Genomic DNA, 13,439 nt, shown 5'->3' with positions numbered 1-13,439 from the left:
CATGCCTGCTGGCATGTCTTTCCGCTTCCGATTTTTCTATGTCTTTGTAACCGCGACAGCCCTGTTGTCGGCGGCCGCTCAAAGTCAGTCGCTGTCGCTAAAACCCTTCAAGGACGATCTCTTCGCCTATCCGGCCGCGCTGTCGTCCGACACCAACGGCGCCTACACGGTACTCGACTACCATGAGCTGCGCGACATCAACCAGCGCGATGAGGTGCCCGAGCGCCGGGTGCACGCCCAATACACCGACACCAGCGTGCGCAAGGTACAGCAGGATCTGCTGCTGAAGACCGATGCCGGCGATGTCAGGCACGTTGCCGTCGGCAAGACTGAGGGCGCCGGCATCATCGTGCTTTACCTGCATGGGCAGGGCGGCAGCCGCAAGCAAGGCGTCGACGACTTCACCTTCGGCGGCAATTTCAACCGGCTCAAGAACCTGATGGCCGGCAATGGCGGCCTCTATCTCAGCCCCGACTTTCCCGATTTCGGCGACAAGGGCGCCGCACAGGTGGCGGCGTTGATCGATCACTACGCCGAACAGTCGCCCGGTGCAAAGATCTTCGTCGCTTGCGGTTCAATGGGCGGCGCATTGTGCTGGAAGCTTGCCGCCCGCAACGACACGGGCCGCCGCATCAGCGGGCTGCTGTTGCTCGGCTCGCTGTGGGACGAGAGTTTTTTCTCAAGCCCGGCCTTCCGGCGTCATGTCCCGGTCTTCTTCGGCCAGGGCAGCCATGACGTGGTTTTCCCGGTGGAAAAGCAGGAAGCCTTCTTCCGCGCCATCATCGCCAAATCGAAAGCCTATCCCTATCCGACCCGCTTCGTTCGTTTCGAGACCGGCACCCACGGCACGCCGATCCGCATGACCGACTGGCGCGGCACGCTCAACTGGATGCTGTCGAAGGCGCCTTGATCGCAGTTGCGGGAGCCGGTCCAACGCTCAGGGCGCGGTGTTGTAGTCGACAACTGTCTGCGGATTCTCCTCGCCGTCATAGGATGCGTCGACGTCGAACTGGACCAGCGAGAAACTGCCATTGCGGAACAGATAGGTTCCCGAGTCCGATGCATCGCCGACGCCGCGCCACTTGTTGAAGGTGGTGATCGTGTGGGCCTGCTCGTCATAGTCGGAATTGACCGCCCAGCCGGTCGTCTGGAAGCCGACGATGCTCATGCCCAGCAATTTGCCGTCGCTGTCGTTGTTCTCGTAGCGGATGTCCATCTTGGGTTCGGCGAACTGCAACTGCTGCACGCCCGACACCTCGTCGGTGATGTAGTAGATCGAGCTTTCATTGTAGGCAGCGGCCGAGCAGGAAAAGTGGAACAGCCGTGTCTCCTTGTCGGGATCGCCTGCCGCTGCATCCTTGTCCTTGTATTTGATCGAGAAGACGGTTGGTTCATCGGCCAGGAACTGCTTGTCGCACTGGTCGCCATAGGTCGCCAGGAAGGCCTTCTTGGCCTGCTCCAGTGCCGTGTCCTTCTTCGGAGGCGGCGGCCCGTCGCCACAGCTTGGCGGCAGCGCCTCCTCGAAATCGGCGGTGGATGGTTTCAGCGCACCTTTTTCGATGTGGATGGGATCGAAGGGCGGCGCCGCCTGGATCTGGGCATTGACCTGGCGCAGAGTATAGCAGCCGGCAAAGACCTTTTCGCCGCCGGTTTTGTCGGTGGCGCGAATGGCGACAGGGACGTTGTAGAAAATGCTGCCGGCAGCACCCTCGTCTGAAATCGGACCGGTCTCGACCTCGACCTTGTCGGTACCGTCATAGCCTTTGACGAAACTGTCGAAGTCCTTTGCTGGCTTTGTATCGCCGAAATAACCCCAAGCGCGAGCGAATTCATGCCGATTGATGGCGCTGTAAAGTGAGCGGACGACGGCGTCGGCGCTTGATCGATCATCGACATACGGCGCTTCGGGTGTATCGTCGGCGGCCAGTGCCGTTTGACCTGCTGTGGCAAGGGAGAGAAAGGCAGTCGCTGCAAAAAGGGCGCGTCTCATCGGGAGTCTCCGCTCGATAGGGAGATTCTACTATGGCGATTGCGGCAACGTGGTGACGCGGCGCTGGTGGTGCTTGAAGAATCGCGCCTGAAGGCGCTACGTCCGTCCGCTGGCGTTCCGGCCGGACAAGGAGATTTTGACGTGACGATATCGATGTATGAGGCCTCCGTGCCTGTGTTTTCGGAGAGGCTGAAAGCCCTTTCCACAATACTGGCGGCAGCCGAACAGAATGCGCTTGAGCGCAAGATTGACCCGCAGGTGTTTCTGACCTCCAGGCTAGCGCCCGACATGTTTGCGCTGACCAGGCAGGTGCAGATCGCCACCGACCATGCCAAGGGTGCGCCGTCGCGGCTCGCCGGTCGCGAAGTGCCGAGTTACGAGGACAACGAGGCGAGTTTTGCCGATATCCAGGCGCGCATCACCAAGACCCTGGACCTGCTGGCGACCTTTTCAGCCGCCGATTTCGACGGTTCGGACGACAAGGTGATCGAGTTGAAGCTTGGCGGCCGCGAACGCTCGATGCCTGGCCTGCAGTATCTGCTGCATGTGGCCATGCCCAACTTCTATTTCCACCTCACCACCGCTTACGACATCCTTCGCCACAATGGTGTGCCATTGGGCAAGGCGACGTTCCTCGGCGCACGCTGAGGACTTGAGGTTTTCGAGATGTCCTGGACGGGTCCGGGACATCTCGCGGCGTATGTATTTAGCGAATGGACATTTCGCGGGCGATGCGCGGAAAATCGGCGGGCTTGATGCCGATGTCGGCGCGGTCGGCATTGCTCATCGAATGAAGCAGTGCGAGCGCCGAGCGGTATCTCAGATGTTCCTGCGGCCTCGGCCGGGCGAACATTTCAGTGAAGAAACCCATGGTTCAGGCTCCTGGTTGATTCCTCCACGACTCCTAATATAGCTGAATCGTGACAATTGTGCAGTGCAGCATTTGCATGCCTGCCATGTCCTGGTGATTATTCCGAGCAAGGTTTTGCGAGCGGGTGAAACTTTTCCCCGACACGCACCGTAGGCTGAACGCCGGCACATGGTCGGCTTTTCCTCGCCACTCCTGGCGAATTCCGGACTGCATGAAAGTGCGGTCCGGCTTTTGTCTTGGGATGGCAGATGCCCGAGCCGAGGTCCATGCAACGGCTAAATTCGTTAACATCGGTGGCATGCATTTTTAACGAGCCGGTTCTATGGTCTGACGCTTGGATAGTCGAGCAAGGGGGAGGCTGACATCGCTACTGGCGCCAAGCGGGATTTCGCTTCGTTGCTCGACGACCTCTTTGTCGCTTCAGACAAGGGCGACGTGATTGAGGGCGACGGGATTGAGGGCGAAGAGTCCGGCGCTCGTCCATCCATCCCGTTCGACTATCTCTCGGTGGCCGATGAACTCCATTCTGGCCGCATCAAGGTTTCGGGCAGCAGCTTTTCCACCGAATATCGCGAGGCCGGCGCCGATCTGGCGACCGAATTCGCCGCCTTGCTCGAGCATGCCAGACTGGCTCTCGCCGGCGAAGAGCTGAAGCCGGAGGAAAGGCTGCCGCCGATCGATCCGGAATCCATTGCCGTCGAACTTGGTCTCAATCAGCCCAAGCAGGTCGCCGATTTTGGCCGCATGCGCCGCAGCTTCGCCTTCGCCAACCATCCGGACCGTGTCGCCCCGCATCTGCGCCAGCGCGCCATGATCCGCATGCAGGTGGCCAATATGCTGATCGACGAGGCCAAGCGCCGCGCGCTGGCCGGCGCTCGCCGCTAAACGCGGCTGGTTCACCCAAAAGTCAGCCTGGCGAGGCTTGGAGAGCGCCTCTGCTTTCCCTATAGATGCGGCTTCCTTCCCACGCCCTCACGCGAGCTTTCCCTCCGGAGCAGATTTCCATGCACAAACGCCGTCTCGGTCGGACCGATCTTCTTGTTACCCAGATCTGCCTCGGCACCATGACCTGGGGTCAGCAGAACACCGAGGCCGATGGCCACGCCCAGATGGATCTCGCCTTTTCGCGCGGCGTCAATTTCATCGACACCGCCGAGCTCTACCCGATCCCGCCCAAGGCGGAGACGCAAGGGCGGACCGAGAAGATCATCGGCAGCTGGATGAAGGCAAACGGCAACCGCGACAAGGTGATCCTGGCCTCCAAAGTCGTCGGCCGCACCGCCAATGGCTGGTTCCGCGGCGACAGGCCGTCGCAACTGGTGCGCGCCGATATCTTTGATGCCATCGACAAATCGCTGACCAAGCTCGGCACCGACTATCTCGACCTCTACCAGATCCACTGGCCGGAACGGGACATTCCCTGGGGCGCCAACCCGACGCGCGTCGGCGCCGTACCGCGCCGCGCCGATTCTGCCGGCGCACCAACCGACGAAACGCCGATCGCCGAGACGCTTGCCGTGTTCGACGAACTGGTGAAGGTCGGCAAGATCCGCCATTTCGGCCTGTCGAACGAAAGTTCGTGGGGCGTGATGCGGTTCCTGGCGGACGCTGACAAAGGCATCGGTCCCCGCGTCGCGTCGATCCAGAACGCCTACAATCTCGTCAACCGCACCTTCGAGGTGAACCTTGCCGAGGTCTGCGAACGCGAACAGGTGTCGCTGCTTCCCTATTCGCCGCTGGCACAGGGCTACCTGACGGGCAAATATGACCATGGCGCCCGCCCTGAGGGGTCGCGCACCCAGCTCTTCAATCGTGGCCAGCGCTACGAGACACCCAACGCGGCCGAGGCACAGCTCGAATACAATGAGCTGGCGCGTTCCTTTGGCCTGGAACCGGCGCTGTTTGCCAATGCCTATGTCTCGAGCCGGCCCTTCGTCACCTCGAACATCGTCGGCGCGACCACCCTTGCGCAGCTCGATATGGCGTTGTCCTCGGTCGATGTCGTCTGGACAGAAGAGATGCAGAAGGCGGTGGATGCGATCCATCAGCGCGTCGGCAATCCCTATCCTTGATAGGGGGCAGAATTATCCGGGAATGACGGACGGGTGGAGACAATGGTGGATTTTCCGATCGAGGCAGTGCGTGGAAGGTTTCCGGCCCTCTCCCTGACCGACAAGGGGCGGCGGCGCATCTATCTCGACAACCCCGCCGGCACGCAGGTGCCACAGGCAGTCGCCGATGCCGTGTCGCGCTGCCTTTTGACCACCAACGCCAACCTTGGCGGCTATTTCGAAACGACTGTCGCAGCGCAGGCCGTCGTCGACGAGGCGCATCAGGCGATGGCCGATTTCCTCGGTGCGGAAACCCCTGAGGAAATCATTATCGGCGCCAACATGACGACGCTGACCTATCACATGTCGCGCACGCTCGGCCGCACGATGAAGCCCGGCGACGAGATCATCCTCACCCGTATGGATCACGAGGGCAATGTCTCGCCCTGGCTGCAACTGGCCGAAGACCTTGGCCTGGTGGTGCGCTGGCTGCCGTTCGACGAAACGAGCTGGCAGGTCGAAGAGGCGACGCTCGGGGGTCTGCTTTCGGAGAAGACCCGGCTTGTCGCGCTGAACTACGCCAGCAACCTGACCGGCTCGATCAACCGGGTGAAGGCGTTGACCGCCATCGCCAGGAATGCCGGCGCCCTGGTCTATGTCGACGCCGTGCAGTTTGCGCCGCATGGCCTGATCGACGTCAGGGACCTCGGCTGCGATTTCCTGATCTGCTCGGCCTACAAATTCTTCGGTCCGCACATGGGCATATTGTGGGGCCGGCGCGATGTCATCGATGGCCTGAAACCCTACAAATGCCGCTGTTCTTCGGATGGCCTACCGGAGCGGTTCGAAATCGGCACGCCGCAGATCGAACTGATGGCGGGCCTCACGGCCGCGGTCGACTATTTCTCAGGACTGGGTGCCGCAGCGGGCGGGGGTGGGTCGCGAAGGCAGAAGATCGCCAAAGCGTTCGAGGTATCGATCGCCTACGAAAACCCGTTGGCGCAAAGGCTGATCGATGGCCTGTCGGACATTTCGGGCCTGACTATCCATGGCATCACCGATCCGAAGCGGCTCGCCGAGCGCGTGCCGACGGTGTCATTCACCGTCGACGGCATCGTGCCGGAGACGATCGTTCGGCAGATGAACGCCGAAAACATCTTCCTGTGGTCCGGCCACAACTACGCTTGGGAGATCGTCCATCAGCTCGGCATTCCGGCCGAGCATGGCGTGGTGCGCATCGGTATCGCGCATTACAACACGGCAGCCGAAATCGACGAGACGCTGGAGAGCGTGCACCGGGTCATCGCCATGCTCAGGCAGCAGCGAACCTGACGCCAGCTTGAAATCATGACTTCTTGCCACCGAAACCGGTGAGGAAGGCCGTCAGGTTGTCGCCGAGTTCGTCGCAGAGATAGCCGCCTTCCTGGACGATGACGGTCGGCAGGCCGAGCTTGGCGATGGCCTCGCCAATGCGCGAGAAGCCCGGTGTCGTCACCGAAAGCCCGCCGAACGGATCGCCCTCGAACGCGTCGAGGCCGAGCGCCACGACCAGCGCGTCTGGCGAAAAGGCGCGGATACGCTGGAACGCCACGCCGAGCGCTTCGAGAAACGCCGCGTCGGCGGATTTGCGCGGCAGCGGCAGGTTGAGATTGTAGCCGAGGCCCGGGCCTTCGCCGCGCTCGTCGGCATGGCCCCAGAAGAACGGATAGAAGCGCACCGGATCGGCATGCAGCGACACGGTGAGCACATCCGGCCGCGCATAGAAGATGCCTTGCGTGCCATTGCCGTGGTGCAGGTCGACATCGAGGATCGCCACCCGCGCCGCCTGTTTGCGCAGAACCTGAGCTGCAACGGCCGAATTGTTGATGAAGCAGAACCCGCCGGCGACATCGGCAAAGGCATGGTGGCCGGGCGGCCGGCACAGCGCATAGGCGGCCGGCGCGCCAGCCATCACTGTCTCGGCTGCCTCGACCGCACTCCACGCGCTCCACAGCGCGCTTTGCCATGTCTCGCCCGAGATCGGGCAAGCGGTGTCGGCCATGTGATAGCCGGCCTGGCCGACCGCCGAGGCCGGATAGCTGCCTGACCGCGCGATCGGGTGGATGTTGGGGATCACTTCGGCAGAAGCGCCCTCGATGCGCTGCCAGCGCTCGAAAATGTGCTCGAGAAAGTCGAGATATTCCGGCGTGTGCAATGCCGCGACCGGGCCGAGTCCATGGTTTCTCGGGCGCTCGATCGCATAGCCGGCAGATATGGCGCCGGCTAACAATCTTTCGACCCGTTCGGGCATTTCCGGATTGGGCTTCGCGGCACCGCTCGAAAGAAAGGCCTTGGGGTCGTGGCGCTTCTGTTCCTCTGCATAGAAGGCTTTCATTCCTGTTCCCCATTCTGCGGCGCGTCGGCAAAGGCAAAAAAGGCATCGCCGATGATCTTCTGCGTCTGCTCGTAGCTCGACCAGGCGATGCCCAGCCTTTCATAAAACGCCTTTGCGCCCTCATTGTCGGTGTCGACGGATAGCCGCAGATAGACGCCGCCTTCTTTTCGGCACTGTGCCGCGACGTGCCGCAGCAGCAACTCGCCGATCTTGCGGCCACGAAACCGGTCCTCGACATAGAGGTCCTGCACATAGACGCCGGGTCGCCCCATCCAGGTCGAGAAGATCGGGAAATGCAGGCACAGGCCGGCGAATTCGCCGTCGACTTCGGCAATCAGGGTGGAAAAGGCGGGTTTTTCGCCAAAGCCGTAGCTTCTGAGGTCGTCTGCGGTCGAGATGATCTCCTCCGGCGCACCGATGTGCGTCCCGAGTTTCAGGATCGCCGCGTGGATGGTGTCGACGTCTTCGATGCGGCCGGGCCGGATAACGGTGTCGGTGGTCCTGGCTTGGGTCTTCTCTGGCATGGGTCAGGCCGCGGCGCCGGCCGAGCCCGGTCCGGTCAGAAGGTCATCAAGCTCGTCAATGCCGTCTTCCGAAAAGACGCGGATGCCGTTCGCTTCCAGCAGCGCGGTGGTCGTGCCATGGCCAGCCATCCGGTTGCCCGAAAAGCTCCCGTCATAGATGAAACTGCTGCCGCAGGACGGGCTGCCGTCGGTAAGAACCGCATACCGGCACCCTGTTTCTCGGGCGAGATCGAGTGCGAGCTTCCCGGCTTCGAGATAGAGTGCGGTCACATCGTTTCCTGTTTGCTCGACCACTCGGCCTTGACCTCGAAGCACCGCACTGCCGTCGCCTGTGCCTCGAATTTCTGTCGGAGGACGTGGCGTGGAGAAGCCTGCGGCAATCTCCGGGCAGATCTGCACGATCCGTCCTTCTGCCTGCCATCGCGCAAGAGTGGGATGGTCGTTGAGCCGGTAGGAGCCGTTGTAGCGAACCTTGCTGCCGAGCAGACAGGCTGAAACGAGAACCCTTTCCATATCAGCGCCCTCCCTTTGCTACTAGACCACCAGTACCCCCTAGAACGCCACCCGGTCGCCGCCTTTGAGCGCCAGCATGTCGCGCGCTTCGGTGGGTGAGGCAACCTCCAGCGACAGCCCATCGAGAATGCCACGGATACGGAGCACCTGATCGGCATTGGATTTCGCCAGCGGGCGGCCGTCATAGAGGCTGTCCTCCAGCCCGACGCGGACATTGCCACCCATCGCCGCGGCGATCGAGACCAGCGGCATCTGATTGCGGCCGGCGGCCAGCACCGAGAACTGATAGCTGTCGCCGAACAGCTTGTCGGCGATCCGCTTCATGTGGACGAGATTGTCCGGGTCGGCGCCGATGCCGCCCAGTATGCCCAGCACGAACTGGATGAACATCGGTCCCGACACCAGTCCGCGGTCGCGGAAATGGGCCAGCGAATAGAGGTGGCCGACATCGTAGCATTCGAATTCGAAGCGCGTGCCGCAGCCCTTCCCCAGTATCTCAAGCACGCCTTCCATGTCGGCGAAGGTGTTCTTGAAGATGGTGTCGCGCGTCGCTTCGAGCAGCTTCGGCTCCCATTCGTGCTGCCACTCCCTCGGCTTGTCGAGCATGGGAAACAGCGCGAAGTTCATCGAGCCCATGTTGAGCGAGCACATTTCCGGTTCGGCCCGCAACGGGGCGGCCAGCCGTTGGTCCAGCGTCATCAGCGACGAGCCGCCGGTGGTGATGTTGATCACCGCGTTGGTCGCCTGCTTGATGCGCGGCAGGAACTGCATGAAGACGTCCGGATCGGCGGTTGGCCGCCCATCCCTGGGATCGCGGGCATGCAGGTGCAGGATCGAGGCCCCGGCTTCGGCGGCCGCGATCGCCTCGGTGGCGATCTGGTCCGGCGTCACCGGCAGATAGGGCGACATCGACGGCGTGTGCACCGAGCCTGTTATGGCGCAGGTGATGATGACTTTGCGCGGCGCCATCTTTGTCCCTCAGCTTTCGACCGGCAGGTCGAGTTCGGAGGCCAGCGCCTGCAGCGAGTCGCCAAGGACCGCGATGATCTCACCAATCTGATCGCTGGTCACAATCAGAGGCGGGCAGACCATGAAATTGTCGCTCACTGGCCCGCCACGCACGCGCCGCGAATAGATGATCAATCCGCGCTCGAACGCCAGATCGATGAGCCTCAAATTGGCGTTGAGGCCCTGCGGCAATGGCTCCTTGGCCAGCGGGTCCGCGTAAATTTCGGCTCCCATGAACAGCCCCTTGCCCCGCACGTCGGCAATGAAAGGAAAGCGCCGAGTCAGGGCCTCGAATTCACCTCTCAGCAACTCGCCCATGATGGCTGAATTCTCGACCAGGCCAAGGCGGTCGACCTCTCCAAGCACCGCAACGCCCGCTGCACAAGCGACCGGGTTGCCGCCATATGTGTGGCCATGCAGGAAGCCGCCGGTCTCCACCACCGGCCCGACGATCCTCTGTGTCGCGGCAAGTGCGCCAAGCGGGGCATAGCCAGATGAAAGACCTTTCGACAGCGCGACGATATCCGGCCGGCAGGACCAATGGTCGCCGCCCAGAAATTTTCCGGTGCGTCCGATGCCGGTCATTACCTCGTCGTGGATCAACAGGATCCCATAGCGGTCGCAGATTTCGCGGATACGCGGAAAATAGCTATTGGGTGGGACCAGCGCTGCGGTCGCGGCACCACCGATCGGTTCCACGACGAAGGCGAGCACGCTTTCCGGCCCTTCCTCCAGGATCTTTTCCTCCAGCATATCGGCGTAGCGGATGCCTCTTTGTTCCGTCGACAGATTGTCGTGATCGCGGTGGACAAACGGGGCCGGCACCAAAGGCATCGGCCGACCGATCGCGTCGAAGGTCTTGGTGAGTATGTCGTCGCCAGTGACGGCAAGCGTGCCGATCGTCACACCGTGATAGGAGGGCATACGTCCGATGATTTTCCAGCGTTTGTCCTGACCTGTTGCTACCGCCCATTGCCGCGCAAGCTTTAGGCAGGCCTCGATCGCCTCAGAGCCGCCCGATACGAAATAGATGCGGTCGAGCCCGTTCGGCAGCCGATCGGCCAGCCCCCGCGCGAGCTCGATGGCCTGTTCGTTCTCAAATTGAAATATGTAGGCGAAGCTGACGCGATCCAGCTGCCGCTTCATCGCGTCGATGACGTTGCGGTTACCATGACCTACATTGACGTTAACCGCGCCGCTCGATCCATCGATGTAGCGTCGGCCGCTCTTGTCCCATAGGTAGATGCCATCGGCGCGGTCCACAATTGGCCGTTGCAGCCGGGTGAAATGGAAAAGGTTCGGTCGGCGGTCGGTTTCAACGGACTGCACAGCGATCATTCAACCCTCTTATTTCGGCCGAGATAGCGGTCGAGGACATTCCTGGTGACGCGTTCGACCATCGGGTCTTGTCTTAGCAGGCCGGCGACCCATTCGCAGCTTCCGGCGTGGAACACCTCGCCCTTGCCGCGCGGGAAATTGACGATCATGCCGTTGCCGCGTTTGACCTTTTCCAGATTGGCGTCGCTCGCCTCGCCGAACAGCGTCTCGGCGGTGAAGCGGCCATCCTCGTCGGTAAGGAACTGATCTTCTATCGGGATATCTGCGCTTTCCTCGACCTGCGATGCCATGCCGACGGCGAGAACCTGCAACCCGTCCGGCGCACCGCTGGCCGCGGTGGGGTAGGGCAGGCCGCCGCGTATCTCGAAGTCGAGCCCATCGACTTCATAGCCATAAACATGGCTGTCGGCGCCGAGCAGGTCGCCATAATAGATGCCGGTGCCGGCAAAGGCCCAGTGCTCGGGCCGGTAGACCGGAAAGCCGCGCACGCCGCGCGGCGCGCAGCCACCCCAGCCGGCATAGACGCCGCGGGTCGCATTGAGCCCGAAGGTCGCTGAACCCGGCCGGCCGATTTCCGGCGCTTCCCAGGAATTGGTGGCGCGGGTCACGTCGCCGTCGCGGAGATAGGCGGGATCTTCGGCACGCGCGCGGTATTTGTAGCAGACCTGCCGGCGGCCCTCGTCCTCCAGCCGCGTTTGCCACATGAAATTGCCGGCAAAGCGCGCCGCATGGCCGCCGCGCTCGACATAGGCATCGACCGCATCGCGCATGTCCCAGGTCCAGTATTCGTCATGGCCGACGAAGACGGCGCAGTCGTAGCCGTCGAGAATCTCGGGCGAGACATGCAGATCGTGCTGGCTGGCGAGGTCGACGCCATAGCCGGCCCGTTCGGCAAAGCGGAAGAAATGGCTGTCGTAGCTCGCCCAGCCGGACGAGGCGTATTTCTTCGAATGACCGGTGGCGAGCGCCCATTCCATATGCGGATAGCGCGGCACCGTCTTTGGCGGTACGGCGACTTCGAGCGGTACACGCGGCGCATCTTTCGGCAGCACGACGAAACCGCGGCACCACGGACGTTGCGTCGACACGATGGGCGAATACTGGTTGCGGTCCGGCCCGGTTATGCCCTGATAGTGATTGGAGCCGCCCCAGGTGTTGTAGGCAAGCCAGGTGCCCGTGGCCGCCACGTGCAGCACGCGGCCGGGTTTCTTGCCGGGCTGCGGGCTGACGATGAAGAGATGATGGCAATGGATCGGCTTGCCGTCGCGGCCGTCCGCTTCAAGCGTCAAGCGATAGGCGCCGGACGGCCAGTCTGCCCCGACGCGCAATTCAAACGAGGCTTCCCAGCCGCAGCCCTCGGCCGAGCATTGGTCGGGGCTGTCCTGCCAGCGGGCCGCGATGCCCGATTTCTCGAACACTTTCGTTTCGCTGCCGCCGTCGCGGACGATCGCCATGTTGAATGCAGGAGCCGTCGAACTGACATGCAACGCCAGCGTGTCGCCGGCGCGATAGGAAAACCGGTCGCTGTAACACCAGATCTCGCCGCGCTCGCCGTCCATGCCCGGCCATTCATAATAGTGGCCGCGCACCGCGTGGCGGCGCTGCTCCGGCGTCAGTCCGAAATCGGGGAATTCGGTCGGAAGGTTGATCATAAAGCCCTGAAGTTTCAAAGGCGCCATTTCGGCGATCTGGCGGTCGAGCGTCAAATGGAAACCATCGGGCCAGCATTCGTTAGCCGCCCCTTGGCCCCTGTGGCCAAAAAGACTATCTCCACAAAGGGCGGCGTTTTCCGCCACCGGAGGCGGCATGCTGAGAATCCAGAAGGTCAAGGTCGACGATATCTACGTGCCGACAGCGCGCAAGAAGACGCTGCATCCCGAGACAGTCCGGCATCTGGCCGAGGACATTCTGGAAAACGGCCTGAAGACGCCGATCCAGGTCCGTCATGACGGCAAGCGCCATGTCCTAGTCGAAGGCCTGCACCGGCTGGAAGCGGCAAAATGGCTCGGCGAGACCGAGATCGACGCCTATCTGGTGCAAGCCAAGCGCCATTGACCCTCCTTCGTTCGTGATCTCTATCCAGCAAACGCATTCTCTCGAATTTTTCACTGACCCAGAATTTTTAGCGGGCGGTGTCGGTTCGCGCTTCGTCGGTTCGTCCTAGGGACGGAAGCCAGATCAAACGCACACCGAGGACACCATCATGACTGCCAAGCTCGACATCGCTCCCGCCAACGACCGCGAACTGGTTCTGGCCCGCATCATCGATGCGCCGCGCGAGAACGTCTATCGCTGCTGGACAGACCCGAAACTGGTGACGCAGTGGTTCGCGCCAAAGCCGTGGACGACGCCGCGCGCCGAAATGGATGTGCGCACCGGCGGCTCGAGCCTTGTTGTCATGGCCGGCCCAGACGGCAATGAATTCCCCAACCCCGGCGTTTTCCTCGAAGTTGTTCCCGGCAAGAAGATCGTCTTTACCGACGCCTACACCCAGGCATGGGAGCCATCGGAAAAGCCGTTCATGACCGGCGTGCTGACCTTCGAGGACGAGGGCAATGGCAAGACCCGCTACATTGCACGGGTCCGGCACTGGACTGTCGCCGACCGTGAGCAGCACGAGAAAATGGGCTTCCACGATGGCTGGGGCCAGTGCACCGACCAGCTCGAAGAGCTCGCCAGAACGCTTTGACACCGTCGGGACGAGGAGGAGATCGATATGTCCAAAACCTTGATTTTCGCCATTCTTGCTTCGACTGCAGCGCTTCTTGCT

Annotated in this window: 15 protein-coding genes; 7 read left to right on the top strand and 8 right to left on the bottom strand. The window is 62.0% G+C overall.

The window, feature by feature from the left end; all coding sequences use genetic code 11:
- Window positions 1–13 precede the first annotated feature (13 nt).
- Window positions 14–910 (top strand): alpha/beta hydrolase family protein, encoded by an 897-nt coding sequence (locus tag HNQ71_RS00705; protein WP_184872183.1) that lies wholly within the window; start codon window positions 14–16, stop codon window positions 908–910.
- A gap of 27 nt (window positions 911–937) precedes the next feature.
- On the opposite strand, the gene HNQ71_RS00700 is transcribed toward HNQ71_RS00705, so the two are convergent.
- A complete protein-coding gene (locus HNQ71_RS00700; protein ID WP_184870732.1) occupies window positions 938–1,990 on the bottom strand; it encodes a DUF1176 domain-containing protein in 1,053 nt (350 codons plus the stop codon).
- A 141-nt stretch (window positions 1,991–2,131) separates the two neighbouring features.
- Here HNQ71_RS00700 and HNQ71_RS00695 point away from each other — a divergent pair, with 141 nt between their 5' ends.
- Window positions 2,132–2,638, top strand: a complete 507-nt coding sequence (locus tag HNQ71_RS00695) for a DUF1993 family protein (RefSeq protein WP_184870731.1) — start codon at window positions 2,132–2,134, stop codon at window positions 2,636–2,638.
- Window positions 2,639–2,696: 58 nt separating this feature from the next.
- Here the strand turns inward: HNQ71_RS00695 and HNQ71_RS00690 are convergent, their stop codons facing one another.
- Entirely contained in the window at window positions 2,697–2,861 is a 165-nt protein-coding gene (locus tag HNQ71_RS00690; protein ID WP_023810361.1) for a hypothetical protein, read from the bottom strand.
- 396 nt (window positions 2,862–3,257) lie between these two features.
- Here HNQ71_RS00690 and HNQ71_RS00685 point away from each other — a divergent pair, with 396 nt between their 5' ends.
- From HNQ71_RS00685 to HNQ71_RS00675, 3 genes are all read left to right on the top strand, one after another.
- Entirely contained in the window at window positions 3,258–3,746 is a 489-nt protein-coding gene (locus HNQ71_RS00685) for a hypothetical protein (protein ID WP_184870730.1), read from the top strand.
- Window positions 3,747–3,865: 119 nt separating this feature from the next.
- Window positions 3,866–4,933 carry an aldo/keto reductase gene (locus HNQ71_RS00680; protein ID WP_184870729.1) on the top strand — a complete coding sequence of 356 codons (1,068 nt, stop codon included), beginning with the start codon at window positions 3,866–3,868 and terminating at the stop codon, window positions 4,931–4,933.
- Between the two features lie 42 nt (window positions 4,934–4,975).
- A complete protein-coding gene (locus HNQ71_RS00675) occupies window positions 4,976–6,244 on the top strand; it encodes a cysteine desulfurase-like protein (protein WP_184870728.1) in 1,269 nt (422 codons plus the stop codon).
- A 13-nt stretch (window positions 6,245–6,257) separates the two neighbouring features.
- Here HNQ71_RS00675 and HNQ71_RS00670 read toward each other — a convergent pair whose 3' ends face one another.
- From HNQ71_RS00670 to HNQ71_RS00645, 6 genes are read right to left on the bottom strand one after another with little or no spacing between them, the layout of a single operon-like run.
- The gene (locus HNQ71_RS00670; protein WP_184870727.1) at window positions 6,258–7,286 is read right to left on the bottom strand and encodes a histone deacetylase family protein; all 1,029 of its coding nucleotides are present in this window, start codon (window positions 7,284–7,286) and stop codon (window positions 6,258–6,260) included.
- Window positions 7,283–7,810 carry a GNAT family N-acetyltransferase gene (locus HNQ71_RS00665; RefSeq protein WP_184870726.1) on the bottom strand — a complete coding sequence of 176 codons (528 nt, stop codon included), beginning with the start codon at window positions 7,808–7,810 and terminating at the stop codon, window positions 7,283–7,285. Before HNQ71_RS00665 ends, HNQ71_RS00670 begins: the two co-directional genes overlap by 4 nt.
- Before the next feature lie 3 nt (window positions 7,811–7,813).
- Window positions 7,814–8,323: a 2-thiouracil desulfurase family protein gene (locus HNQ71_RS00660; protein WP_184870725.1), complete on the bottom strand. Its 510-nt coding sequence runs from the start codon at window positions 8,321–8,323 to the stop codon at window positions 7,814–7,816.
- Between the two features lie 39 nt (window positions 8,324–8,362).
- Window positions 8,363–9,292 (bottom strand): 3,5-dioxohexanoate:acetyl-CoA acetone transferase, encoded by a 930-nt coding sequence (kce, locus tag HNQ71_RS00655; protein WP_184870724.1) that lies wholly within the window; start codon window positions 9,290–9,292, stop codon window positions 8,363–8,365.
- 9 nt (window positions 9,293–9,301) lie between these two features.
- Complete coding sequence (locus HNQ71_RS00650) at window positions 9,302–10,669, bottom strand: aminotransferase family protein (RefSeq protein ID WP_184870723.1); 1,368 nt, start codon at window positions 10,667–10,669, stop codon at window positions 9,302–9,304.
- A complete protein-coding gene (locus HNQ71_RS00645; RefSeq protein ID WP_184872182.1) occupies window positions 10,666–12,321 on the bottom strand; it encodes a N,N-dimethylformamidase beta subunit family domain-containing protein in 1,656 nt (551 codons plus the stop codon). Before HNQ71_RS00645 ends, HNQ71_RS00650 begins: the two co-directional genes overlap by 4 nt.
- A gap of 154 nt (window positions 12,322–12,475) precedes the next feature.
- Here HNQ71_RS00645 and HNQ71_RS00640 point away from each other — a divergent pair, with 154 nt between their 5' ends.
- Window positions 12,476–12,724, top strand: a complete 249-nt coding sequence (locus HNQ71_RS00640) for a ParB N-terminal domain-containing protein (RefSeq protein WP_184870722.1) — start codon at window positions 12,476–12,478, stop codon at window positions 12,722–12,724.
- A gap of 148 nt (window positions 12,725–12,872) precedes the next feature.
- Window positions 12,873–13,358: an SRPBCC family protein gene (locus HNQ71_RS00635; RefSeq protein WP_184870721.1), complete on the top strand. Its 486-nt coding sequence runs from the start codon at window positions 12,873–12,875 to the stop codon at window positions 13,356–13,358.
- Window positions 13,359–13,439: the final 81 nt, after the last annotated feature.

Source organism: Mesorhizobium sangaii, from assembly GCF_014207355.1.
Lineage (GTDB): Bacteria > Pseudomonadota > Alphaproteobacteria > Rhizobiales > Rhizobiaceae > Mesorhizobium > Mesorhizobium sangaii.
Note: the sequence above shows the minus strand (reverse complement) of the source record. Positions and strands in the feature narration are given on the sequence as shown.

What these genes read in the sequence shown, in the direction of transcription:
- HNQ71_RS00700 (WP_184870732.1), bottom strand. Translation starts at nt 1,990, where the DNA reads ATGAGACGCGCCCTTTTTGCAGCGACTGCCTTTCTCTCCCTTGCCACA.
- HNQ71_RS00690 (WP_023810361.1), bottom strand. Translation starts at nt 2,861, where the DNA reads ATGGGTTTCTTCACTGAAATGTTCGCCCGGCCGAGGCCGCAGGAACAT.
- HNQ71_RS00645 (WP_184872182.1), bottom strand. Translation starts at nt 12,321, where the DNA reads ATGATCAACCTTCCGACCGAATTCCCCGATTTCGGACTGACGCCGGAG.
- HNQ71_RS00705 (WP_184872183.1), top strand. Translation starts at nt 14, where the DNA reads ATGTCTTTCCGCTTCCGATTTTTCTATGTCTTTGTAACCGCGACAGCC.
- HNQ71_RS00675 (WP_184870728.1), top strand. Translation starts at nt 4,976, where the DNA reads ATGGTGGATTTTCCGATCGAGGCAGTGCGTGGAAGGTTTCCGGCCCTC.
- kce (WP_184870724.1), bottom strand. Translation starts at nt 9,292, where the DNA reads ATGGCGCCGCGCAAAGTCATCATCACCTGCGCCATAACAGGCTCGGTG.
- HNQ71_RS00660 (WP_184870725.1), bottom strand. Translation starts at nt 8,323, where the DNA reads ATGGAAAGGGTTCTCGTTTCAGCCTGTCTGCTCGGCAGCAAGGTTCGC.
- HNQ71_RS00680 (WP_184870729.1), top strand. Translation starts at nt 3,866, where the DNA reads ATGCACAAACGCCGTCTCGGTCGGACCGATCTTCTTGTTACCCAGATC.
- HNQ71_RS00665 (WP_184870726.1), bottom strand. Translation starts at nt 7,810, where the DNA reads ATGCCAGAGAAGACCCAAGCCAGGACCACCGACACCGTTATCCGGCCC.
- HNQ71_RS00635 (WP_184870721.1), top strand. Translation starts at nt 12,873, where the DNA reads ATGACTGCCAAGCTCGACATCGCTCCCGCCAACGACCGCGAACTGGTT.
- HNQ71_RS00640 (WP_184870722.1), top strand. Translation starts at nt 12,476, where the DNA reads ATGCTGAGAATCCAGAAGGTCAAGGTCGACGATATCTACGTGCCGACA.
- HNQ71_RS00650 (WP_184870723.1), bottom strand. Translation starts at nt 10,669, where the DNA reads ATGATCGCTGTGCAGTCCGTTGAAACCGACCGCCGACCGAACCTTTTC.
- HNQ71_RS00670 (WP_184870727.1), bottom strand. Translation starts at nt 7,286, where the DNA reads ATGAAAGCCTTCTATGCAGAGGAACAGAAGCGCCACGACCCCAAGGCC.